Raw genomic sequence first — 24,184 nt, 5'->3', positions numbered from 1 at the left:
TATCGCAGGAACGGGAAGACGCCGATCCATTCCGGATGGCGCGTTCGTGCGTGAAAGGGAGGAACATGTCCACGAATTATATGAGCGCCGCCTCGGCGCGGACGAAGAACCCGGCTGGCGTCATTGCGACATGCGGCCTGATGATCATGTTCGACGGTTACGATCTGGTCGTTTACGGCGCGGTCGCACCGGCGCTCTTGAAAGAAGGCGCATGGGCGCTCAATCCCGCCATGGTCGGGCGCGCCGCCGCGCTGACGCTGGTGGGCATGCTGCTCGGCGCATTGTTTGCCGGCACCATGGCGGACCGCATCGGCCGGCGGAAGGTGGTGCTTCTCAGCCTTGCCGGATTTTCGGCGATGATGATCGCCTCGGCCATGACGCCGAATTTTCTCGCCTTCGAAATTACCCGTTTCTTCGCCGGTCTCGGCCTTGGCGCGCTGTTGCCGACGGTGACGGCGCTGGTGCTGGAATTTTCGCCGCCGCAGCGCAGGGCGCAGGCCAATTCCCTGTCTTTCCTCGGTTATCTGATCGGCGGCATCATCTCCGGCGTCATGGGTATTCTTCTGCTGGAGACCTATGGCTGGCGGCCGCTGATGCTGATCGGCGGACTGCCGCTCGTGCTTCTGCCGATCTTCATGCGGTTCTTGCCGGAATCACCGGAATGGCTGGCAAGCAAGGGCCGGCAGGCGGAGGCCGACGGCATCTGCGACAGCTACGGCCTGCAACGCATCGTGCCGCATGCGAAAATTGAGAAGGGTGGTGTCGGCGCGCTGTTTTCGGAAGGCCGGCTGATCTCGACGCTGAATGCCTGGGGCATTCACTTCTGCTCGCTGCTTCTCACCTTCGGCATGGTCAACTGGCTGCCCACCATCATGAACAAGATGGGTTATGACATCAGTTCGGCACTCAGCTTTTCCGTCATGCTCAATGTCGGCGCGGCAATCGGCATTCTCATCGGCGGGCGGTTTGCCGACAGGGGCAACGTCAAGGTGGTCGTGGCGGTTCTGTTCGCCATCGGTGCGGCCTCTATCTGGGCTCTGACGGTGAACAAGGGACCGTTACTCTATGCTTTTGTCGCACTTGCCGGTGCCGGAACCATCGGAACCCAGATCCTTGCCAATGTCCTGGTCGGGCGGCTTTATCCCGTCCATATCCGCGGCACGGGTCTCGGTTTCTCGCTGGCGGTCGGTCGTCTGGGCGGTATTGCCGGCCCGATGATCGGTGGCCTCGTCCTGCAACGGGGGCTGGCCCCGGAGTGGAATTTCTACATTTTCGGTTCTGTCGCGCTCGTGGGTCTGCTGCTGACCGTGTTGACCCTGCTTTACCGCACATCCGGTGACGAGCGGGTCTGACGAATGAAAGAGCGAGCCGTGGGACCGGAAATCCGCGGCTCGTCCATCATGCCTTGCGGGAAACCGGAGCGACGGTTGCCATTTGCTGCAATGTCCGTTCATTCGTGCGCTTGGCGCGCGCCAACGCATCGTCGCGATCTTCGGGCAGGGTGTAGGTCATGTAGGACAGCGATGTTTCGAGATCGTTATTGTTGTGCCCGAGAATGGCGGCGAAATAGCTGTTCTTGGTGACGTGGGGCGGCGCGAAATTGTGATAGGCCACCTCGGCATAAAGGTGCCGCAGGCCATAGGGCTTGGGAAGTTCTTCCTTCGGCCAGAAATCCTCGAACAGGTTAAAAACCGTGTCCCTGAGCAGCAGCCGGGTTTCCGACGAAAAATCGTCGATCGACATGCCGTACCACAGTTTTCCCTGGCCGCTTTCGCGCAGGCGCCTGTAAGCGGACAGGATCGCTTCGGACCGGGCAAGGACCGGAATTTCATAGGTCACTCCAAATTTCGTTCCTTCACCCTGTTTCGTCTTGGCCTGGCCGTTGAACAGGATGCTCCATTTGGAGACGCCCCGGCCATAGGGGGCCGGTGAGAACTCCGCCTGGGTGAAGACTTCGTATGGGCGGCGTCCTGTCATGCCGATCAGGCCGATCCCGATCATCAGCGGATCGGCGGACTGGAGACAATCGGCGCAAATCTTCAGAACCTGCCGGTAATTCTCGAATGTGATGAGCGCGCCGTGCTTGTTGGCGATCTTCTCCATCTTGACCCGGCGGGCATCGTCATACATCGCCGCTTCCCCGGTCGCTATCTTCAGCATCGGGTGGTCGTCGCCGAAGGCTTCGCGGATGGCGTTGCGGTATTTGGTGATGTAGGAGATGATCGTCGTCTGGGCTCTGCCCTTCATGGTGCCAAGTTCGGCGTTCCACAGGGTCTGCATTTCCTCTTTCGAACCCATGCCGTTCATGGCCGCGATAAAATCGGCGATGCGCAGAAGAACCGTCGGCTTGCGGCCGGCGGTGTTGAATTCCGCCCGCTCGATTTTTTCGACGATGGATGTGGCCACGCCGGTTTTCGGATAACCGGCCCGCTCGATATAGGCGTTCAGCCGCTCGCGCAGCTTCTTCATGTTGCAGATGGCGAGCGGCGTGCTCTTGACGCCGAATTCGGCCTTCAGCGCATAGCGATATTTCATGATGTAAAGTTCAAGCGTCTTTTCCGTGCGGCCATTGTCGAAATGATAGCGGACCTCGGCGTCCCACAGGTCGCGGATCTTTCTGTTGCGCACCGCATCGTCGCTTTTCATCGCCTCCTTCACCTGGACGACGAACTGGTCGATGCGTTCCACGAGGACGGGTGTTTTTGTCTTTCGCTTTGTGGCGGGCATGCGGCGGCTCCCTGAACCGGTCCGAAAATATAAATCCATGGTTGGCAATCAACGGAAGCACGGTTGAGGAAATGCCATGATCATTCGCTGCCGGCCGGGTTCTTTTGAATAATAGTTTAATTGATTCCGCAAGCATGGCGGTGATGCGGAAACCCATCGGAATTGGTTTCCGGGGCGCGTCGCCCGCTTGGAAGCCGTCAAATACTGCCGGCTTCCGTCTTTCAGGCGGGCGAAGCCCGGCGGGATTATGCACGTGGCTTCGAAATATCTGCAAAGCCTGTCAGAACGGAGAAGCCTATTTCGGCAGCCGGGTTTTCAGCGCCGCCACGATCTTGTTGGCAAGCGCCTCGTAATCCTCGTCGAAATGATGGCCGCCCTCGATGCCGAGCGTCTCCACGCCTTTCGCCTTCAGGCCGGGGCAGGGGTCTTCATCTTCCTCCTCCGTGCCGTAGATGCATTGCACCAGTTTCGGATCGATCTTGGCGATATCATCCACGGTCTTGCCGCCCTTGCCCTCTCCGGCAACGCCGAGCCAGCCCTGAACGGAGATTTCGAAATCCACTTCCGTGGACAATCCCATGAGGGTGAGCTGCACGACATGGGATTTGGCGCGTTCGGGCAGGAGGTTGTAGGTGGCGGGAATGATGTCGGCGCCGAAGGAATAGCCGATCAGCACGACGTTTCGAACCTTCCATTCCTTGCGATAGGTGTCGATGATGCGGGCAAGGTCGCCCGCCACTTCCTGCGGCTGCTTTTCCTTCCAGAAATAACGCAGCGCATCGACGCCGATCACGGGAATGCCCTGCTTCTGCAGCGCACCGCCCACTTCCTCGTCAAGATCGCGCCAGCCGCCATCGCCGGAATAGATCACGGCCATGGTGTCCATGACCGGGCTCGTTTCCAGAACCTTGATCGGCAGGCCGAGCGGGCTGTCGGCGTCGCCCGCGGCATCGATCTGGTCGGAAAGGGTCTGGGTCAGAACCTCGTCCGCCTTGTCCTCCACGTCCGTCACGTCGATATCCGGATGCAGCTTGACGAGCGCATCGACGTGGTCGCGGCCTTTCTGATCGGCTGCGGGCGTGAACAGCACGCTGACCGGTGCGGGCAGCGGGCCGTCGGTGAGGCCATAGACCGTTTCGCCATCCACCTTGTCCTTGGTGGCGGGGGTGCAGAGTATCTTCTCCAGCGGCAGGCCGGCCTTGGGGTCGATGGCGATGGCTTCCCGCACCGTGGAGACGGGGCTCTGCGCGATCATCGCCAGCGCCAGCGTTCCGCCCTTGCCGATGCCGGTGAGGATGGGCTGACGATAGCTGCTCGTGCCGGCGGTGCGCTGGATCTGCTGCGACAGCGACTCAATGTCCGAGATCATGTAGATGCACTCGTCGTCATCGGCCTCGAGCGCCTTCAGATATTCCTTGAAATCGATGCCGACCACGGCGGCGCCCTTGTCCACCAGCGCCTTGGCGCGGGTCTCGTCGGCGGCTGTCCAGCCGTCGGCGTCGGAAATCAGAAAGACGCTGGCGAGGATATCGCCGTCCGGAACCATGATGTGCTCGGCGGGGATCATGCCGGTCTCATAGGCGGGCTTGTCCTGCGCGTAAACGGAGGTGGAAGCGAACAGGGCGGAGGCGGCAAGGACCGCCTTCAGCATGGTGGATTTTCTCATTTTCCGATTACTCCTCTGACACCGCCACTGATCAGAACCGTCGCATCCATCAACGCCAGAGCGGCGTCTGCGCCGTTCTGCACGGCAAGATAACGCGGTTCCCATTTCGGGTGGAACTTCGCCTTGAAAGCGCGAAGTCCCTTGAAGTTGTAGAAACGCTCGCCGTGTTCGAACAGCGTGCTGCCGATGCGGTCCCAGACGGGGGCGGCATCACGCTTCGACATGCCGGACATCGGCGCCATGCCGAGATTGAAGCTCTCGTAACCCGCTTCGCGCAAATATTGCATGATGCTGACGAAGAGGAAATCCATCGCGCCGCGCGGGGCATCCGGCGAAAAGCGCATGAGATCGACGGTGGCTTCCTTTTTCGTGTCCGTCACCATGAGGTTGGCGAAGGCGGTGATCTTGCCGTCCTTGCGCAGCACGGCGACGGGCTGCGACAGGATGTAGTCCGGCTCGAAAGCACCGAGCGAGAAGCGTTTTTCGCGGGTGTTGTGATGGGCGAGCCAGCCGTCGGAGACCTGTCTCAGCTCGTCCAGAATATCCGCCACCTGCGTTTTTTCGACCACCTCGAAGGTCAGGCCGTCGCGTGCGCCGCGGCTCAGCGACTGGCGGAGGGTGGCGAGCTTGCCGCCCTTCAGTTCGAACGCGGTGAGATCCACCAGCGCCAGTTCGCCAAGCTTGAAGGCGCGCAGGCCCGCATCGGCGCAATGGGAGAGGAGGTAAGGCGAAATCTGGTAGAAGGCGGCACGCGCGCCTGCGGCGCGGGCGGCTTCCACGAATTGCCAGACGAGATCGGGGAAATCGTCTTCATCGCCGACGGGATCGGCGAAGGCGATCCAGGAGCGGCCCTGAATGCCATACATGATGAAGGCGTTGCCGCTTTCGGAAAACATCACGTGCTTGTCGCCCATGCGCACCAGATTGGCGTCGGCGGCATCCTGTGTCATGACGATGGCGGTCGCACTCGTGACGTCGTCGGCCTTGATCGCATCCGGACGGTAGGCCACCGGCCGCATCAGGCTGAAGATGGCGATGGTGGAGGAGGCGAGCACGAGGCCGAGAAGCGCGCGCAGCCCGCGCGGCGCTTCCTCGGAGAATTCGAACTGCCACCACAATGTCTGACTGTAATCCGTATCGCGGTAAACGAAGAGCAGGATCGTCGCCGCGCCGGCGATGATGACGGCCATGGCGGCGAGCCAGCTGGGTCCCAGCGCCTGCTTTACCAGGGAGGCATGGCGGTTGAAGCTGCGCATATTCATCGTAAGTGCGGCGATGAAGACGCCGAGAATGGCGGCTTCGAAGACCGCGATCGCCTTGAGCAGTGAGAGAACCAGCGCCAGCGAGGCGGCGACCAGTGCAATCCACCAGGCGCCGTCCAGCCGCTGCCCGAGACCGCGCGAGGCCACGACCAGGACGAGGCCGAGAATGCTGGTGAGAAAATGTGCGGCCTCGATGATCGGCAACGGCACGAAATTCGACAGGAAATCCAGATTGCTGTCGGGCGTCGGCGTCACGCTCGAAAAGATCAGCATGGTGCCGAGGATCATCGCGAAGGTGGAGAGCAGCGGCGGCGCAAGCCGCACCGCCAGCTGGCTGATATCGGAAACGACCGGCTTGGCCGCGAACTGTTTCATTTCCGAGACGAGCATGACCAGAATGGCGACCAAAAGCGGCAGCACGTGGTAGATCACGCGGTAGAGAACGAGGCTGCCGAGCAGCTGGTCGACGCTGATGGCATTGCCGAGGCCCGCGACCATCACGGTTTCGAAGACGCCGAGACCGGCCGGCACATGGCTGAGGACGCCGAGGCCGACGGCGGTGGCGTAGATGGCGAAGAATGTCGGCCAGCCGAGATGTGTATCCGGCAGCAGCACGTAAAGCACGGAAGCGGAAGCGGCGATATCGAAGGCGGAGACGAGGAACTGGCGCGACGATGTGCGGCTGTCCGGCAGGCGAAGCCGCCATGCGCCAAGCCGGATGGCATGGCCGTTGCGCCCGACATAGGCGGCAATGACGAGAACCGCGATGACGGCCAGTGCGGCCCCTCTGAGGACCAGGGCGTCCACGCCGATGATGGCGGCGATGCGTGGCGCGACGATGAAGGTGGAGATGGCGCTGACCGAAAGCAGGCCGAGCCCGAAGGACAGGGTGACGAAGGCGATGACACGGGCGATCTCGCCGGGCGACAGCCCGAGCCGCGAATAGGCGCGAAAGCGGATCGCGCCGCCGCTCAAGGGGCCGAAACCGGCGGTATTGCCGATGGCATAGGCGGCGAAGGCGGTTGCCGCCATGGGCGGAAAGGGCAGCTTGCGGCCGATATATTCGATGGCATTGGCGTCGTAGAATATCAGCGCCAGAAAGCTGAGCGCCGTGAAGACGATGGCGAGCATGACCGCGGAAGCGGAGGTCTGGGTCAGCGCGTCGATGACGTCATCGTAACGGACTTCGGAGGTCAGGTGATAGATGGCGAAGGTCATCATCACGAAGACCAGCGTGATGGCGATCGCGGTCAGATAAGGACGGTTTCTTGCAAAAAAGCTTTCAACCGCGGATTCCGTGACATCGGTTTGTGTGATTTCGCTCTTGTCTGCCATTTGCCTTGCCCAGCGCCCGTTTCCCGGTTGGCGAACCACAGGATTGTGTCGCTAATTCGTTTCGGTTGAGGAAATGTGATTAGCAGAAAAGCATGAAGTGTCGATGTGAAGTTTGTCTCCGGTCATTGGTACGTTGCGTCCAGCTTAACGGTGAAAATGCAACTATGGAATGCATGATTTTGAGGATTGTTCCGAAATGGGCGGAATTGACCGCTGCGGTTGCTTGGTCATGGCGTTTGATGCGACTACACGCTCCTTTCGATTGAAGGAGATGCAGATGAACATGCCGACAAGAATAGCGCTTTCGCTCGTCGTCGCCATCGTGGCGGGTGGCGGATACATGGCCGTGGATAAGATGCGCGGTGCCGAATGGGTCGTTTCGCCGCAGCAGATCGCGGAGGCCAAGGCAAAGGGGCAGATGGGTTATGAATCCCGTCCGGGCACCGTGACCGTGTTGCCGATCCGCAGCGAGACGGCGGACGTGCTGCCGATGAAATGGGCGATGATCGGTGTCGTCGCCGGGTTCCTGGCCTTCCGGGCGAGCGGCAAGAAAAAAGCGGCAAAGGCTTAAAGTCCCTGCCGTTTCCTGTCTCCGGCGTCCTGCGCCGGAGATGGGTTCGAGAGGAGGCCTTACGCGCCCCAGGTTTTTTCCAGCACACGGATCCAGTTGCCGTGGCAGATTTTGGCGAGTGCCTCGTCGTCGTAACCGCCCTTGCGCAGGGCATTCACAAGCAGCTGCAGATCGGCCGCGTCCTTCATGGCGGCGGGAATCGTGGTGCCGTCGAAATCCGATCCGAGCGCGATGTGATCGATGCCGATGCGGTTAACGATGTAATCCACATGGCGGACCAGTTCGCCAAGGTCCGTATCCGGGTTCTTCACACCGTCCTGGCGCAGGAACAGCACGCCGAAATTGATTCCGGCAAGGCCGCCCGTGTCGCGGATGGCGTCCAGCTGCCGGTCGGTCAGGTTGCGGCTGTGGTTGCACAGGGCATAGGCGTTGGAATGCGATGCCACCAGCGGCGCATCTGAAATCTTGGCGATGTCCCAGAAGCCCTGCTCGTTCATGTGCGACAGGTCGACCATGATTTTCAGCTCGTTGCAGGTCTTTATCAGCCGCTTGCCGGCGTCCGTCAGGCCGGGACCGATATCCGGCGTCGAGGGAAAACGGAAGGGAACGCCATAAGCGAAGATGTTCGGGCGGCTCCAGACCGGCCCGAGCGTGCGCAGACCCGCTTCGTGGAGAACGTGGAGCGCATCCAGATCGGCGCCGATCGCTTCCGCGCCTTCGATATGGAAGACGGAGGCGAAAGCGCCTTTTGCCATGGCGTCGCGGATATCGGCGGCCGTGCGGCACACCTTCAGCGCGCCCTTCGACTGTTTCTCGGCGCGGAACAAAAGGGCGGCCATGGCAAGCGTCGCCTTCAGCGCATCCGCCTCGGCCGGTGTCGGGTAGTCGCCGTTGGCATCCTTGTCCATGCTGGGCGAAGGCACGTAGACGGCGCAGAGGCCGCCGGCAAGGCCGCCTTTCTTCGCACGCGGCAGGTCGATGTGGCCGACGGTATCCCCTTCGATGAGAAGCGTTTCGGGAGAGGCATTGCCCGATCGCCATAACCGCAGGAGCACGTCGTTGTGGCCGTCGAAGACGGGTACGGTTTTCTGATCGGTCATGGTCATTCACCTTCGGATACGGGGAGGGCGCGGGCGCGCCTGCGGGAGAGTTTTCGGAATTGGTAGAGGAAAGGTCAAGGCGGGAGCAAATGCAATCCGTGCATAGGCTCTGCCAAATTTGGAATTGGTCGGGCCTCGTTTGCTCGTGGTAATCGCGGGAAAACATAAAAAAAATGACTGGATTGGGGCAAACCCATACCGTTTTCCGAAAAATAAGGTCCGAAAGGGGATTTTCAATGATTTCAAGACGCAACCTGCTGATCGCCGGTGCCGCCGTACCGTTCCTGTCCTATGCGCGCATTCCGGCCTTTGCCGCGACGCCGAAGGATATTCTGGTTGTCGCCCAGCAGCTGGACAATATGACGAGCCTTGACCCGCATGAAGGTTTCGAGGCCGTCGGCGGTGAAATCATCTCCAACATGTATCAGAAGCTGGTGCGCGCCAACCGCGAGGATTCCACCAAGGTCGATCCGGTCGTTGCGAAATCCTGGGAAGCCGATGCGGACAGCAAGGTCTTCACCTTCGTGATCGGTGACGAAGCGACCTTCGCGAGCGGTGAGAAAGTGACCGCGGAAGACGTTGCCTTCTCGCTGCAGCGCGCCATCAAGATGAACAAGAGCCCGGCCTTCATCATCAGCCAGTTCGGCTTCACGCCTGAGAATGCCGAGACGACCATCGTTGCCGCCGACGACAAGACGGTGAAGCTGACGACGGCAAAGCCGACCGCCATCTCCTTCCTGCTATATTGCCTTTCCGCCAATATCGGCGCGATCGTTGAAAAGAAGGCGGTTCTCGCCAATGCATCGGGTGAAGACCTCGGCAATGGCTGGCTGCAGAAGAACAGCGCCGGCTCCGGCGATTTCATGCTGCAGGCCTGGAAGCCGAGCGAAAGCGTCGCGCTCGCGGTCAACCCGAACGGCCCCTACAAGGGCAATATCAAGCGTATCGTGCTGCGTCACGTGACCGATCCGTCTTCCCAGCTGCTGATGCTGCAGAAGGGCGATATCGACATTGCCCGCGATCTGACCTCCGAGCAGCTGCGCACCGTGCAGAACGACGCCAATATCGAGCTGGAGCGCAAGTCCATCGCCTCGCTGGTTCTGATCTCGCTCAACCAGGGCAATGAGAACCTTGCCAAGCCGCAGGTCTGGCAGGCGATCAAATGGGCGCTGGACTACAAGGGCATGCAGGAAAACATCGTGCCGCTGACGCACGAGATCCACCAGAGCTTCGAGCCGAAGGGTTTTCCCGGCGCCGTTAACGACATTCCGTTCCAGCGCGATGTCGAAAAGGCCAAGGCTTTGATGGCGGAAGCCGGCCTTGCCGACGGTTTCGAGATCAGCATGGACCACTATTCCGCCCAGCCATACCCGGATCTGGCGCAGGCCATCCAGGCCAACCTTGCCGATATCGGCATCAAGGTGCGTCTGCAGTCTGCTGAAAACCGCCAGGTTCTGACCAAGATGCGTGCCCGCGAGCACCAGATGGCGCTTTCGGCATGGGGTACGGATTATTTCGATCCGCATTCCAACGCCGATGTCTTCAACATCAACAAGGACAATGGCGACGACGCCAAGTCGAAGCCCTTCCTGTGGCGTTCGCGTTTCAAGAACGACGACTTCGCCGCCAAGGCGGAAGCCGCCCGTGACGAGAAGGACCCGGCAAAGCGCGTCGAGCTTTATGAAGCCCTGCAGCGCGAGCACATGGAAAACAGCCCCTTCGTGTTCATGTTCCAGACCACCAAGACAGCGGCCTTCCGCAAGGGCGTTTCCGGCTTCGAACTCGGCGTTCTCTCCGAGGGCAATTCCTACCACGATGCGAAGAAAGCGTGACATTGAACAAGCGCGTTAAAAGCATATCGTCGATACTGGGCAGCGTCATCCTGACGCTGTTCGGTTTGATGGTCATCACCTTCATGATCGGGCGCGTTATGCCTGTCGATCCCGTCATTGCGGCGGTCGGCGACAACGCGCCCGAAGACGTCATCGTGCGGGTGCGGGCCGAAATGGGCCTCGACCAGCCGCTGGTCGTGCAGTTCTTCCATTATGTAACGCAGGTTCTGCATGGCGATTTCGGCAATTCGATCCTGACCCGCAATCCGGTCTGGATCGATATCAAGCGCGTTTTCCCCGCCACCTTCGAACTTGCCACCGCAGCCCTCATTCTGGCCGCGCTGATCGGCATTCCGCTCGGTGTCTGGGCGGCCGTGAAGCAGGGTAAGCTGACCGACCAGGTCATTCGCGTCGTCTGCCTTGCCGGACATTCCGTGCCTGTTTTCATGCTGGCGCTGATTTCGCTGCTGGTCTTTTACGCCACGCTTGGCGTCGCACCGGGGCCGGGCCGGCAGGACATCATCTATGACGGCATGATCACGCAGGTCACTGGCCTGATGACGGTCGACACGCTGCTTGCCGGCGACTGGGACGCCTTTTACGACGCCATCGCCCATATGGTGCAGCCGGTCTGCATTCTCGCCTATTTCAGCATGGCCTATATCACCCGCATGACGCGCGCCTTCATGATCGATGCGCTGAAGGGCGAATATGTCATCACCGCCCGCGCCAAGGGGCTTTCGGCCATGACGGTGATCTGGGGCCATGCCTTCCCGACGGTCGCCGTGCAGCTCGTTACGGTTCTCGCGCTCACCTATGCCGGCCTTCTCGAAGGTGCAGTGGTGACGGAAACCGTGTTCAGCTGGCCGGGTCTTGGCCAATATCTCACCGTCTCGCTCATGAACGCGGACATGAACCCCGTCGTCGGAGCAACCCTGTTGATCGGCTTCATCTATGTCGCCCTCAACCTGCTCGCAGACGTGCTTTACAGAGTTATGGATCCTCGCGTTCGATGATGTTAGCTAATTTCAGAAACTGGGCGCTGGACGAGACGCCGCATTCGCGAACACAGGCCGCCTGGGGCAACCGGTATCGCATCTGGCTCAACCTCAAGTCCAATCCGCTGGCGGTGATCGGCCTGACGATCATCGTCCTCTTCATCGCCCTGTCGCTTCTGGCGCCGCTGCTTGCGCCTTACGATCCGGCGACGCAGAACCTCGGCAACCGCCTGGCATTTCCGAGCGCCGCACACTGGTTCGGCACGGATGAGCTGGGTCGCGACATTCTCTCGCGTATTCTTTACGGCGGCCGCGTCACGCTCGGCATGGTCATTGCCGTCGTCGTTCTCGTAGCACCCATCGGGCTCGCCATCGGCTGCATCGCCGGATATTTCGGCGGCCTCGTCGATACGGTGCTGATGCGGGTGACGGATGTGTTCCTGGCCTTCCCGCGCCTCATTCTGGCGCTCGCCTTCGTTGCGGCGCTGAAGCCTGGCGTCGAAAGCGCCATTCTCGCCATCGCGCTCACCGCATGGCCGCCCTATGCGCGTCTGGCGCGCGCCGAAACCATGACGGTGCGCGGCAGCGATTTCGTTGCGGCCTACCGGCTGACCGGTGCTTCCGCCTGGCGCATCATTGCCCGGCACATTGCGCCGCTCTGCGTGCCGAGCCTTATCGTGCGCATCACGCTCGACATGAGTTCGATCATCATCACCGCCGCAAGCCTCGGCTTCCTCGGCATGGGCGCACAGCCGCCTTCGCCGGAATGGGGTGCGATGATTGCGACGGCCAAGCGCTTCATCTTCGAACAATGGTGGGTCGCCACCATTCCCGGCATTGCCATCTTCCTCGTCTCGCTCGCCTTCAATTTCCTTGGCGATGGCTTGCGCGACGTTCTCGACCCGAAGGGACATTGAGCCATGCTGGTCGAAATCGAAAATCTGAAGATCGCCTTCCAGACCCGCACCAGCCGTTTTGAGGCGGTGCGTGGTGTCTCCATGAAGCTCGGCACTGAAAAGCTCGGCATTGTCGGCGAATCCGGTTCGGGAAAAAGCCTGACGGCGCGTGCGCTGATGAAGCTTCTGCCCTCCAATGCGGATATCCGCGCCGACAAGCTCGCCTTCGACGGTATAGACGTGCTGTCCGCCAGCGAAAGGCAAATGCGCCAGATCCGCGGCAAGCGGGCGGGTTTCATCCTGCAGGACCCGAAATATTCGCTGAACCCGGTCAAGACGATGGGGGCGCAGGTGGCCGAAGCCTGGCGCGCCCATAAGGGCGGCAGCAAGCGGGCCGCCATGGAAGCGGCCATCGGCCTGCTCGATCAGGTGAAGATCCGCAATCCGCGTCAGGTCGCCTCGTCTTACGCCCATGAGGTTTCCGGCGGCATGGGCCAACGCGTGATGATCGCCATGATGCTTGCGCCCGATCCCGAACTCCTAATCGCCGACGAGCCGACCAGCGCGCTCGACGCCACGGTGCAGGCGGAAATCCTGCGGCTGATCGAGGAACTTGTATCGGAACGCGGCATGGGCCTTATCCTCATCAGCCACGACCTGCCGCTGGTTTCGCATTTCTGCGACCGCGTGGCCGTCATGTATTCCGGCCGAGTGATGGAGGAGCTGAAGGCGTCCGAACTCCTCAAAGCCGAACATCCCTATACAAAGGGACTTCTGAACTGCATTCCCTCGCTGACGCATCCGCGCGAGCGTCTTCCCGTTCTCAACCGTGATGCAGCGTGGTCCAGCCAATGATCGACGTCGATAATCTTCGTATCAAGTTCGGCGACCGCGAAGTCGTAAAGGGCGTGTCCTTTTCGGTGGAGAGGGGCGGCAGCTTCGGCATCGTCGGCGAAAGCGGCTCGGGCAAGTCCACCATTCTGCGCGCCATGGCGGGCCTCAATGAAAGCTGGGAAGGCCGCATCGCCTTTGCCGGCAAGGATGCGCCGCTCAGGCGGACGCCGGAATTTTTCCGGCAGGTGCAGATGGTGTTTCAGGACCCCTATGGCTCACTGCATCCGCGCCAGACCATCGACCGCATTCTCAGCGAATTGCCGCTGGTGCACGGCATGGACAATATCGAAAAGCGCATCCAGCAGGCTTTGTCTGATGTCGCTCTGCCGCAGGCCGTGCGCTTCCGTTTTCCGCACCAGCTTTCCGGCGGCCAGCGCCAGCGCGTGGCGATTGCCCGCGCGCTGATTGCCGACCCTGAGGTGCTGCTGCTCGATGAGCCGACCTCGGCGCTCGATGTTTCGGTACAGGCGGAAATCCTGAACCTGTTGCAGGACCTGCGCGCGGCGCGCAACCTCACCTATATTCTCGTCAGCCACAATCTGGCGGTCATCGCGCATCTGTGCCCGCAGGTTGGCGTGATGCTGAATGGAGACATGGTGGAGCAGCTGAGTGCCGGCGATCTGCGCGAGGGCCGCACGAAACATCCGCATACGGAAGAGCTGCGTAGCCTGAGCATCAGGCTGGAAGAACCGGCCTGAGGTCGGTCTTGGGATAAGGGGGAGGCTAACAGGTTTTCTCCGTCATCCTCGCCCTTGAGGCGAGGATCGATGCACTCGAAAAAGGTGGATCCACGGATCAGGCCCGAGAATGACGTCAAATATGCCGCGTCCGTTCCCAGGTCTCCACGGCACTTATTGAAGACATAAGAGACCCAACCATGCCACAGCAATTCGACTGGAACGCCGCTTCAACCCTTTCCAAGAGCTTCGTCTCGCAATGGTCGGGCAACGAGCCGGGCGGGGCGGTCATCGGTTTCGATCTCGATGGCATCCGTTTCGCCCACGCGGGCGGTGTCGAGAGCCTCTCGACCTTCGCGCCCTTCACGCCGCAAAGCGTGGTGCGTTATGCCTCGGTCACCAAACATGCCTTCTGCGCCATGGTGCTGGCCCATTCCGATCTGATCGGGCTTGACGATCCGCTCGGCAAACATCTGCCGGAGTTGCAGCCGCCGCTTCGCGATGTCACCGTCGGGCAGGCGCTGGATATGAGCGGCGGGTTGCCGGATACGCGCGAATGCCTGTCGCTGCTTGGCCTTTCCGTCTATACCGAAACGAAGGCCGGACCGCTTCTCGATTATCTGTCGCGGCTCACCCGGCTGAATTTTTCGGCCGGCAGCGAGGTTTCCTATTCCAATACGGGTTACCGCCTGGTGGAAGCGGCGCTGGAGCGTTGCGGTTTCCGTTTCGATGATTTCGTGCAGACGCAGATTGCCGACCCCTTTGGCGTGTTCCTCAAGGCGCCGGATGTCTGGAACGATCCGGTCGACGGGCTGGCGCCGGGTTACTGGAAGGCTGAAGACAACTGGCAGCTTTCGGCGGCCGGCCTGCATATTTCCGCTTCCGGCAGCCTTGCCGGCAGTGCCGAAGCACTCACCCGCTGGCTGCAGTGGCTGATGCGGAGCGAGGGAAGCTTCGCGGGTGTTCTTGACGCGCTTTCGGCTGAACGACCGCTCGCCGATGGGCGGATGAGCGAATATGGCCTCGGCCTGCGCTGGTCGCATCTCGGCGACAGGCGCTTCGTCGGCCATGGCGGTTCACATCCCGGCTACAAGACCTATTTCCTGCTTGATCCGGAAAACGGCACTGGCTTCGTCGTGGTGTCGAACCGCGAGGATACCAACGGTTTCAAGATCGCGCTGGAAAGCATGGCGGCCCTCACCGGCCTGCCTTTGCCCAAGCCGGCCGCCAGCCTGCCGGATGGCCTCTATGTCACCGAAAGCGGGCCGTGGTGGCTGGAGATCAAGGGCAGCACATCCACCTTCATCGATGGTGACGATACGCTTTATGAAGATGTCGATGGCTGGGTATCGTCGCGTTCGGCATCGTCGCCCATGCGTCTGAGGCTTGAGGGCGATGCGATTGTCGGCGAGGCCGGCCACGCCGCCCGCCGATTCCTGCCGGTCGGCCAGCATGTCGTGCCGGATGATCTTTCGGGCTCGTGGCGCTCGGATGAGGGGGCTGAATTTTCAATCAGCGGTTCGTCGCTGACGATGGGCATCGGCCCCACGCGCCGCAGCATGCCGCTGACAGCGCTCGGCAATGGCCGTTTCCTCTTCACCTTGATTGATGGGCCATGGACGAAGCGCGTTTGCCTCAATCGTCTGGGCGACGACCGGATCGAGCTGGTTTCCAGCCGGGCGCGGATGATTGAATATTCGAGGGGCCACTGACGACGGAGATCGACCTCGTCGCGCCCCACAAATTCGGCGTCATCCTCGGGCCTGTCCCGAGGATCCATTGATTTCAAAGGGTTGTGGATCCTCGGGGCAAGCCCGAGGATGACGGAAGCAAAGTTCGGGCTATTTCCTCAACAGCCTGAAATTTCTGACGGGTTTCAATCAGCTTCCATTCCTCCTAATAAAGAGCTGTGTTCCCGGCAGGCCGGGACGACATCTGTGTGGGAGAACAGGCCCTTGGAAGTCAAATGGCTCGAGGATTTCCTGGCGCTGGCCGGAACGCTCAATTTCTCGAAGGCGGCGGATGAGCGACATGTGACGCAATCCGCTTTCAGCCGGCGCATCAAGCAGCTGGAGGCCTGGGTGGGTGCGACGCTGGTCGACCGTGCCTCCTATCCGTCGCGGCTGACCGAGGCGGGCGTGAAGTTCGTGCCGGTGGCGCAGGAGACGCTGAAGCAGCTTTATCATGCACGGCGCACCCTGCTGCAGGAAGAGGGGGCCGATGCCAAGACCGTTCGGCTGACGGCCCTGCATACCCTGTCCTTCACCTTTTTTCCCGACTGGCTGAAACGGGTGAACGAGAAGGCGGGGCCGCTGTTTTCGGTTCTGCGGCCGGATTCCGGCAGCATGGAGGAAAACCTCAATTCGCTGGTGGACGGGCAGAGCGATTTCCTTCTGACCTATGCCCATCCCGAAGTGCCGATGCTGCTCGATGCGCAGACCTTTGAATTCCGTGTGCTGGGTGCGGAAAACATCATTCCCGTTTCCGCGCCGGCGGAAGATGGCTCGCCGCTGCATGCGCTGTCGGAAAATGCGGGAAAACCCTTTGCCTATCTCGATTATGAAAAGGCCTCGTTCTTCGGGCCGTTGCTGCGCGATCTCCTGAGCGCGCGGCTGCCGCAATTCGAGCGGGTGCATGAGGGCAGCATGTCGGTGGGGCTGAAAGCCATGGCTATGGCCGGCTGGGGTGTGGCCTGGGTGCCGGAAAGCCTGATGCGGCACGAGCTGGATAGCGGCGCTCTGGTGCGCGCCGCCGATCAAAGTTTCGATATTGCCGTCGATATCAGGCTTTATCGTTCCAAGGAGAACCGCCGGCCCGTGGTCGAGCGCATCTGGGCGGTTCTCGAAGGCTAGAGCATTTCCGGGAAAAGCGACGGAACAAACGCTTTCGGTCTCAGATCGCCGTGCGGCGGGCGTTTTCGAGGTAAAGCGCGCGCAGGCGGTTCACCATCGGGCCGGGCTTGCCGTTGCCCACCGGCTTGCCGTCGATCTTCGTCACCGAGACGACGAAGTTGGAGGCGCTTGTCAGGCAGGCCTCATCGGCATTCAGCGCTTCGTCCAGCGTGAAGGGGCGCTCTTCCAGCGTGAAACCGGCTTCCCTGGCCAGTTGCAGGGCGGCGAGACGGGTGCAGCCGGGCAGGGTCTTGTTGCTGTTGCCGCGGGTGATGATCTTCTTATCGGCGGTGACGATATAAGCGGTCGAGGATGCGCCTTCGGTGACGAAACCATCCTCGATCATCCAGGCCTCGTCGCAGCCTTCGGCCTTGGCGATGCGCTTGGCCATGACCTGCGGCAAAAGGCAGACGGTCTTGATGTCGCGGCGTTCCCAGCGCTGGTCGGGAACGGATTTGACGGCGATGCCGGCTTCCTCAACGGGGGTGCCGATCAGCTTCTTGGCCTGGGTGAACATGACGAGCGTCGGCTTCAGGTCGGCGGAGAACAGGAAGTTGCGGTCTTCGGCGCCACGCGTCAGCTGCAGGTAGATCATGCCTTCGACGAGGTCGTTGTCGGCGATCAGGCGGCGTTCGGCCTCGACGATCTCTTTCGTTGTGACAGGAAGAGCCACGTCGATCTCACGGGCGCTGCGCTCCAGCCGGGCCATGTGCAGGTCGCTGTCGATCAGCTTACCTTCCAGAACGGAGGTAACCTCATAAATGCCGTCGCCGAACAGGAAACCGCGGTCGAAGATGGAAAGGCGGGCGTCGGCCTCGGGCAGGAATTCGCCGTTGACGTAAACGATGCGGCCGGATGGGCTGGTCATGAAAACTCCGTCTGGAAAAGTCAGGCTGAAAGAAGGGTTTTAAGGGCGTCGACGCAGATGGCCTTCACCGTGGAGGCCTTGCCGGTGCCGGCATTAAAGCCGGTTGTCGTATTGGCCGTGCAGAGCGAATTGAGGATCGCCTCTTCGGTTGCCTCTATCGCCGCCTCGAAGAGCGGCGAGATCGCATCGTTGGAAAGCTCAGGATATTCCGCCACCGCCTTGCGGCGCGCAGGCGTGCGGCGCAGCCGCTCATCGGTGGAAAATGCCAGAGCATAGTCTCCGGAGCCATTGCTGAGTGCGGCACCCGTGCGCGCCAGCCCGCCGAAGCTTCTGGCGGCGAGGCGCTTCAGATTGCGGGATGAGAGCGGCGCGTCGGTGGCGATGATGATGACGATCGAGCCGTCCTTGTCCTTATGGTCAGGGCTGACATAGGGCGTGCCGCAGACCAGCAGATGGCCGCCGTAGTTGGACTGGACAAGAATGCCGAGCGTATAGGTCGTTCCGGCGATGGTGACGACGCGGGATGCGGTGCCGATGCCGCCTTTCATGCCGAAGGCCACCGTGCCGGTTCCGGCACCCACGCCGCCCTCGGCCACCGGGCCTGTGGCCGCGTTCTGCAGCGCGGCTGATATCTCATCGACCGTCGGGTGGCCGGCGCGGATGTCGTTGAGGCGGGAATCGTTGGTTTCGCCGACAACGGCATTGATCGAGACGACTTTTTCATTGCCCGGCTGCGCCAGCGTATGGCGGTTGATCGCCTCGATGGCCCGGCCGGTCGCCAGCGTGTTGGTGAGGATAACGGGTGTTTCGAGTTCGCCGAGTTCCTCGATCTGGGTGGAGCCGGCAAATTTGCCGAAGCCGTTATAGACGGCGAAGGCGGCAGGCACCTTGTCCTGAAACAGATTGCCGCCATGCGGCAGGATCGCGGTTGCTCCGGTGCGGATCGTCTCGCCCTCGATGACGGTCGAATGGCCGATGGCCACGCCTGCGACATCGGTAATGGCGTTGAGCGGACCGGTTTCGAAATGGCCGGGCCGGAAACCGATATCGCGCAATCTCGGGCGGGTCGTCTGATGCATCGGGCGATCACTTTTGCGGAATGCAGGCTGAAACTGGAGTGGGCGCGGCTTGCGAAAAGCCTTGCCTGCCCGAACGTTAGCCTAGTTCGCCGTGAAACGGCATCGCAAAAATGGAATAGTTTTATGCGGGCAATGGATGCGCTCAGGAGGCGCGCAGCGCGGGTTCGCCTTCACGCTCCAGCCATTGCCGCATCGCGTCTTCCGTCTCTTCGCGCGTCGGTGCGCCGATGCGGCCGCCGAAGACGGTGCATTTGAGCGCGGCGGCAACGGAGGAGAGGCGGATGGCGGCGCGGCTTTGCATGCCTTCAGCCATCGCCAGCGCAAACGTGCCGTGAAAAATGTCGCCCGCCGCCAGCGTGTCCACCGCCTCGACCTGCATCGTCGTCTGGAAATGCACTGCCGGATCGCCGGCTTCCGTCCACCAGCAGCCTTGCGGGCCGGCGGTGACGGCGATGAAGGTCTGTGGATAGCGGGAATGCAGCACTGGCAGCATGTCTTTCACCGTTTCAAGCCCTGTCAGCCGGGCGGCGGCGGGTTCGGAAAAGACGATGTGGGTTGCGGCAGGGGCGAGCTTTTCCAGCGTCTCCACCGGTGCCACGTCGCCATCCAGAATGGCGGGTTTGCCAAGCGCACGCGCCACGGTCAGCACATCGAGCGCCAGTTCCGGCCAGCGCACATCCACCAGGACGGCATCGAAAGGAGCAATATCCTCCGGCGTGCAGGCACGTTTTTTCGCATGCAGCCGGTGATCGTAGAAAGGCACGATCAGCCGCTCGCCGCGGTCGTCGATGATGATCGTCGACAGTGCCGAGCGCGCGCCGGCGGCCAGCGTCATGCCGGCAACATCGATACCGCTTTCGGCAAGGTCGCGCAGGATGCGGGCGCCGGTCTCGTCGTCGCCCACCGCACCCCACAGGCTGGCGCGGCCGTCCATGCGATGCACGGCATAGGCGGCGCTCGACGCCATGCCTTCGGCGATCTGCAGCATCTCATAGGGCAGGACCTTGCCTTCGCCCTTCGGCATGTCTGCCACGCGAAACAGGGTGTCGAGCACGGCGGCACCCACGCAGAGCACATGCTTGCCGCCCGTTTCCTTTACCATTGTCTTTGCTCCTGCCCTGTTCAGAGACGCTTGCCGCTATCCTTGTCGAACAGATGCACGGTTGCCGGATCGATGGCAATGTGGATCGTATCGCCGAAGCGGACATTGAGGCGTTCGCGGAACAGGCAGGCGATGTCGTCGCCCTTGCAGTTGAGTTTGGCGTAGATTTCCGAGCCGGTGCCTTCGACCAGTTCGACCCGGCCTTCGATGCCGGTCTCGGTGGCACGGATATGTTCCGGCCGCACGCCGTAGACGAGGTCGCGGCCGCCGAGCTTGCCGATATCGGCATGGACGGGCAGCGGCAGGCTGAGGCCTTTCGCCGTGCGGAAGACGCCTTCCTCCACCCGGCCGCGAATGAAATTCATGGCGGGCGAACCGATGAAACTGGCAACGAAGAGATTGGCGGGATTGTCGTAAAGCTCGAGCGGCGCGCCGATCTGTTCGATGACACCGTCATGCAGCACCACGATCTTGTCGGCCATGGTCATGGCTTCCACCTGGTCGTGGGTGACGTAGATGGTGGTGGTGCCGATGCGCTGGTGCATGGCCTTGATCTCGCCGCGCATCTGCACGCGCAGCTTGGCGTCGAGGTTGGAAAGCGGCTCGTCGAACAGGAAGACCTGCGGATCGCGCACCAGCGCCCGGCCCATGGCCACGCGCTGGCGCTGGCCGCCGGAAAGCTGGCGCGGATAACGGTCCAGCAGCTTTTCCAGCCCCAGAATGGCGGCGGCCCTGTCTACCTTGGCCCTGGTTTCGTCCGCGCTCACCTTCTTCAGCTTCAGCGCGAAGCCCATATTGTCCTTGACCGTCATGTGTGGATAAAGCGCGTAGTTCTGGAAGACCATGGCGATATCGCGGTCGCGGGCGGGCAGATGGCTTACCTCGCGCGCGCCGATGTGGATTTCGCCGTCGCTCACTTCTTCCAGACCCGCAATCATGCGCAGCAGGGTGGATTTGCCGCAACCGGAGGGGCCGACGAGCACGACGAATTCTCCGTCCTTGATATCGATATCGATGCCATGGATGACGTTGACGGAGCCGAAACGCTTCTGGACATTTTGAATATTGACCGGTGCCATGTGCAGGTTCCCGTTACGAGCAATTCCAGCAAAAGCGCGTCCGGAATTGCGTTAAAAGAGTAAGGGCATGGAATGCCCTGATTGGTTGGTTCAGCCGCCCTTGACGGCGCCGGCGGTGAGACCCGCCACGATCTGTTTCTGTGCGAACATGGTGAGCAGCAGCACCGGCAGCGTGACGATGAGCGCGGCTGCGGCCAGCGGTCCCCAGCTGACCTGTTCGAAGGACAGCATGTTGTAGACCGCGACCGGCAGGGTGCGCGTTTCACGGCTGGCCAGCACGATGCCGAAGACGAAGTTGTTCCACGAGAAGATCACCGCGAGGATGAACGAGACGACGATGCCGGGCTTGGCGATCGGCAGCGCCACCAGCCGGAACACCTGCCAGGAGGACGCGCCGTCTATGCTTGCCGCCTCTTCCAGCTCCTTCGGGGTGGTCTCGAAATAACCGATCATGATCCAGACGACGATCGGCACCGTCACCACAAGGTGGATGATGATCTGCGGCCAGAGCGTGCCCAGGAGGTTCAGCCATTGGAACAGCAGGAACAGCGGAATGAGGAAGGAGAGGCCGGGCGTCATGCGGGCGATCATGATGACGACGGCGGATTTTTCCGCCTTCAGCCTTGCGATGCCGTAACCGGCGGGCACGCCGATCACCAGTGCGAGAATGGTGGCCGCACCGGTGACAAGCACCGAATTCCAGAAATAGAGGAAGAAATTATTCTCCTCGAACACCTTCACATAGTTCGACCAGGCAAAACGTTCGGGGATCAGGATCGGTGGATAGGCGCCGTTGTCGATTTCATATTTCAGCGATAGCGAGATCATCCAGATGAAGAACAGGATGACCGGCGAGATCATCACCAGCGCCACGAAGAAAAGGCCGATGCGATCAAGCGTCTTGCGTTTCAGGATTTTTGCAGACATCAGCGATCCTCCATCTCGTTCCATTGCGAGCGCTGGCGCACCATCAGAAGCACGAAGGAGAGCGCCACGATGATGATGAAGAACACCACGGCCATGGCCGAGCCGTAACCGATGTCGTAATAGGCAAAGGCCGTGTTGTAGAGATAGATGTTGATGGTTTCGGACGCCGTTCCGGGTCCGCCCTGCGTCATCGCATAGATGATGTCGAAGCTTTTGACGGCGTCGATGGAGCGGATGATGACGGCGATCATCAGAAAGGGCGCAATCATCGGCATCGTCAGGTAACGGAACTTCTGCCAGGCGTTGGCGCCGTCGATTTCCGCACTTTCATAGGGTTCGCGCGGTACTGCGGCCAGACCGCCGAGCACGATCAGCATCACGAGCGGCGTCCATTGCCAGGTCTCCACCAGCACCAGCGAAGGAATGACGGTGGACTGGTTGTAGATCCATTCCAGCGGGCCGATGTGGATGAAGGACAGCAGGTAGTTCAGGACGCCGAGCTGCGGGTGGAACATCATGGTCCAGACCAGCGCGATGGCGACCGGGGTCGCCATCATCGGCATCACGAAGACGCCGCGCAGAAAACCGCGCAGCGGAAACTGCGCATCGAAAACCAGCGCCGCCAATGTTCCGAGAATGAGCGGGGCGACGACCGACAGCACGGTATAGATGAGCGTGTGCCACAGCGATTCCCAGAACCGGGCGTCGCTGGCGAGCCTGATGTAGTTCTCGAAACCGATGAAGCTCTGCTCCTGCCCGAGCGTCCAGCGATGCGCGCTCATCCAGAGGGTGAACACCCAGGGAAAAACGATCACCGCTGAAATGACGACGAGTGCCGGTATGACGAAGGGCCAGTAGTTGGGAGCAAGCCGTGCCGGCCTGCTCCCTTCTCTCCGGCTTGCGCCCGTCTTGGTGTTTTCGATGCTCACGGAGGCCATTATCCCTCGCTACGCGCCAGAACGGGTGCGAACTGCTCCGTCGCCTTTTTGAGTTCAGCTGCCGGGTCCGCGCCGCCGATCATGTTGGTGAGACCGACGCCGTAGATGTCGCGGAATTCCGTCACCGGAATGATGACGGGCAGGGCAAGCTGCGAGACCTTGCCGGAACCGACGACGGCATCCAGCCAGGCGGCCGGCATCTTCACGCCTTCGCGGACCTTCTGGTCCTCGAGGATGGATTGGCGGAACGGAACGCCGGCGCCGGCCTGCAGCAGGCGCGCGCCCATTTCATGCGAGATCGCCCATTGGCAGAAGAGGTAGGCGGCTTCCTTCTTGCTGCTGGCTTCGACCACGCCGAGACCATCGCCGAACGTGCCGGCGGCCTGGGTTGCCGGGCCTTTCGGCATGACGCCGTAACCGACCTTGCCGACCACGCGCGATTTTTCCGGATTCTCGATCGGCGGCGCAAAACCGACGCCATCGAACCACATGCCGATCTTGCCCTGCAGGAAGGCCGACTGTGCTTCCGCCCAGTTGAAGCCGGAGACGCCGGGAGGTGCTGCCTTGGTCATCAGGCGTTGGTAAAGCGCTGCCGCTTCCACCGCTTCCTTGGATTCGGTGTCGATCTTTCCATCCGCACCGATCGGCTTTGCGCCATAACCCAGCATCAGCGAGGTCCAGACCGGCGTATTGGCGTTCTTGAGGCCGCGGGCCACGAAACCATAGGTGTTGGTTGCGGGATCGGTGATCTTTTCCGCTGCCGTCACCAGTTCCTCGAAGGTTTCAGGATATTTCAGGCCCTTCGCTTCGAAGAGTTCCTTGTTCCAGTAAACGATCCAGTAATCCACCGAGAAGGGCAGCGAGCGCAAGACGCCGTCGCTATCCTTGGCGAACAGCATGCCGGCTTCGGCGAAATCCTTTTCGGCGAGCGACGGATCGGTCAGCGACGGATCCTTCAGAAAGCCGCTGATATCGGCCAGCCACTTGCCCTTTTCGAACTGGCGCTTCTGCACGTGATAGCTCAGATGCACCACATCGAAGCTCGGCTTGCCGGAGGAAAGCTCGATCACCACCTTCTGGCGCTGCTGCTGTTCCGGTGTGGCCTCGGCATTGACCTTGATGCCGGTCAGCTCTTCGAATTCGCCGAGATATTTGATCAGCGTTTCGCTGCGCGGGCTTTTGACGAGGTTGACTTCAAGCGTGGTGCCGGCGTGTTTTTTCCAGTTCACCGCCGCCGATGACGGGCGAATGCCGAGCATCGCGCTGCCGCCAATCGCGGCCGTGCCTGCCAGAAAGGCGCGACGCGTGGGGTTGAGCAATGAATGCGTCATGTCAGTTCTCC

General features: G+C 61.2%; 20 protein-coding genes. 9 read left to right on the top strand and 11 right to left on the bottom strand.

Annotation, left to right across the window (positions count from 1 at the left end):
- Positions 1-65 precede the first annotated feature (65 nt).
- Positions 66-1,352, top strand: a complete 1,287-nt coding sequence (locus tag ACI2KA_RS22200) for an MFS transporter (RefSeq protein ID WP_404504625.1) — start codon at positions 66-68, stop codon at positions 1,350-1,352.
- 46 nt (positions 1,353-1,398) lie between these two features.
- On the opposite strand, the gene ACI2KA_RS22195 is transcribed toward ACI2KA_RS22200, so the two are convergent.
- From ACI2KA_RS22195 to mprF, 3 genes are all read right to left on the bottom strand, one after another.
- Entirely contained in the window at positions 1,399-2,727 is a 1,329-nt protein-coding gene (locus ACI2KA_RS22195) for a telomere resolvase (protein WP_404504624.1), read from the bottom strand.
- A gap of 295 nt (positions 2,728-3,022) precedes the next feature.
- On the bottom strand, positions 3,023-4,393 hold the full coding sequence (locus tag ACI2KA_RS22190; RefSeq protein WP_404504623.1) for a virulence factor: 1,371 nt from the start codon (positions 4,391-4,393) through the stop codon (positions 3,023-3,025).
- The gene (gene mprF / locus ACI2KA_RS22185) at positions 4,390-6,990 is read right to left on the bottom strand and encodes a bifunctional lysylphosphatidylglycerol flippase/synthetase MprF (RefSeq protein ID WP_404504622.1); all 2,601 of its coding nucleotides are present in this window, start codon (positions 6,988-6,990) and stop codon (positions 4,390-4,392) included. The genes ACI2KA_RS22190 and mprF overlap by 4 nt, the downstream gene beginning before the upstream one ends.
- 277 nt (positions 6,991-7,267) lie before the next feature.
- On the opposite strand from mprF, the gene ACI2KA_RS22180 reads away from it, so the two are divergent.
- A complete protein-coding gene (locus ACI2KA_RS22180) occupies positions 7,268-7,561 on the top strand; it encodes a hypothetical protein (protein ID WP_404504621.1) in 294 nt (97 codons plus the stop codon).
- Positions 7,562-7,620: 59 nt separating this feature from the next.
- On the opposite strand, the gene ACI2KA_RS22175 is transcribed toward ACI2KA_RS22180, so the two are convergent.
- Positions 7,621-8,661: a dipeptidase gene (locus ACI2KA_RS22175; RefSeq protein WP_404504620.1), complete on the bottom strand. Its 1,041-nt coding sequence runs from the start codon at positions 8,659-8,661 to the stop codon at positions 7,621-7,623.
- A gap of 236 nt (positions 8,662-8,897) precedes the next feature.
- Here ACI2KA_RS22175 and ACI2KA_RS22170 point away from each other — a divergent pair, with 236 nt between their 5' ends.
- The 7 genes from ACI2KA_RS22170 (at position 8,898) to ACI2KA_RS22140 (ending at position 16,810) form a co-directional block, all read left to right on the top strand.
- Positions 8,898-10,493: an ABC transporter substrate-binding protein gene (locus tag ACI2KA_RS22170; RefSeq protein WP_404504619.1), complete on the top strand. Its 1,596-nt coding sequence runs from the start codon at positions 8,898-8,900 to the stop codon at positions 10,491-10,493.
- 2 nt (positions 10,494-10,495) lie between these two features.
- Positions 10,496-11,509 (top strand): ABC transporter permease, encoded by a 1,014-nt coding sequence (locus ACI2KA_RS22165; RefSeq protein WP_269341367.1) that lies wholly within the window; start codon positions 10,496-10,498, stop codon positions 11,507-11,509.
- Positions 11,506-12,408: a nickel transporter permease gene (gene nikC, locus ACI2KA_RS22160; RefSeq protein ID WP_404504618.1), complete on the top strand. Its 903-nt coding sequence runs from the start codon at positions 11,506-11,508 to the stop codon at positions 12,406-12,408. Before ACI2KA_RS22165 ends, nikC begins: the two co-directional genes overlap by 4 nt.
- Positions 12,409-12,411: 3 nt before the next feature.
- On the top strand, positions 12,412-13,242 hold the full coding sequence (locus ACI2KA_RS22155; RefSeq protein WP_404504616.1) for an ABC transporter ATP-binding protein: 831 nt from the start codon (positions 12,412-12,414) through the stop codon (positions 13,240-13,242).
- A complete protein-coding gene (locus tag ACI2KA_RS22150; RefSeq protein ID WP_404504614.1) occupies positions 13,239-13,979 on the top strand; it encodes an ABC transporter ATP-binding protein in 741 nt (246 codons plus the stop codon). The genes ACI2KA_RS22155 and ACI2KA_RS22150 overlap by 4 nt, the downstream gene beginning before the upstream one ends.
- 179 nt (positions 13,980-14,158) lie before the next feature.
- Positions 14,159-15,670, top strand: coding sequence for a serine hydrolase domain-containing protein (locus tag ACI2KA_RS22145; protein WP_404504613.1), 1,512 nt, complete (start codon positions 14,159-14,161; stop codon positions 15,668-15,670).
- A 243-nt stretch (positions 15,671-15,913) separates the two neighbouring features.
- Positions 15,914-16,810, top strand: coding sequence for a LysR substrate-binding domain-containing protein (locus tag ACI2KA_RS22140; RefSeq protein ID WP_404504612.1), 897 nt, complete (start codon positions 15,914-15,916; stop codon positions 16,808-16,810).
- Positions 16,811-16,850: 40 nt separating this feature from the next.
- Here ACI2KA_RS22140 and ACI2KA_RS22135 read toward each other — a convergent pair whose 3' ends face one another.
- The 7 genes from ACI2KA_RS22135 to ACI2KA_RS22105 form a co-directional block, all read right to left on the bottom strand.
- Positions 16,851-17,717 (bottom strand): D-amino-acid transaminase, encoded by an 867-nt coding sequence (locus ACI2KA_RS22135; RefSeq protein WP_404504611.1) that lies wholly within the window; start codon positions 17,715-17,717, stop codon positions 16,851-16,853.
- A 20-nt stretch (positions 17,718-17,737) separates the two neighbouring features.
- Positions 17,738-18,796 (bottom strand): P1 family peptidase, encoded by a 1,059-nt coding sequence (locus ACI2KA_RS22130; RefSeq protein ID WP_404504610.1) that lies wholly within the window; start codon positions 18,794-18,796, stop codon positions 17,738-17,740.
- A 142-nt stretch (positions 18,797-18,938) separates the two neighbouring features.
- A complete protein-coding gene (locus tag ACI2KA_RS22125) occupies positions 18,939-19,898 on the bottom strand; it encodes a sugar kinase (RefSeq protein WP_404504609.1) in 960 nt (319 codons plus the stop codon).
- Positions 19,899-19,918: 20 nt separating this feature from the next.
- The gene (locus tag ACI2KA_RS22120; protein WP_404504608.1) at positions 19,919-20,977 is read right to left on the bottom strand and encodes an ABC transporter ATP-binding protein; all 1,059 of its coding nucleotides are present in this window, start codon (positions 20,975-20,977) and stop codon (positions 19,919-19,921) included.
- Positions 20,978-21,067: 90 nt separating this feature from the next.
- The gene (locus ACI2KA_RS22115) at positions 21,068-21,889 is read right to left on the bottom strand and encodes a carbohydrate ABC transporter permease (RefSeq protein WP_031233854.1); all 822 of its coding nucleotides are present in this window, start codon (positions 21,887-21,889) and stop codon (positions 21,068-21,070) included.
- 14 nt (positions 21,890-21,903) lie between these two features.
- Positions 21,904-22,842 carry a carbohydrate ABC transporter permease gene (locus ACI2KA_RS22110; protein WP_404504607.1) on the bottom strand — a complete coding sequence of 313 codons (939 nt, stop codon included), beginning with the start codon at positions 22,840-22,842 and terminating at the stop codon, positions 21,904-21,906.
- Positions 22,842-24,173, bottom strand: a complete 1,332-nt coding sequence (locus ACI2KA_RS22105; protein ID WP_404504606.1) for an ABC transporter substrate-binding protein — start codon at positions 24,171-24,173, stop codon at positions 22,842-22,844. The genes ACI2KA_RS22110 and ACI2KA_RS22105 overlap by 1 nt, the downstream gene beginning before the upstream one ends.
- Between the last annotated feature and the right edge of the window lie 11 nt (positions 24,174-24,184).

It is taken from the genome of Agrobacterium sp. NPDC089420, assembly GCF_044900305.1.
Classification (GTDB): domain Bacteria; phylum Pseudomonadota; class Alphaproteobacteria; order Rhizobiales; family Rhizobiaceae; genus Agrobacterium.
The sequence above is the reverse complement of the archived record's forward strand: the minus strand, read 5'-3'. Positions and strand labels throughout refer to the sequence as shown.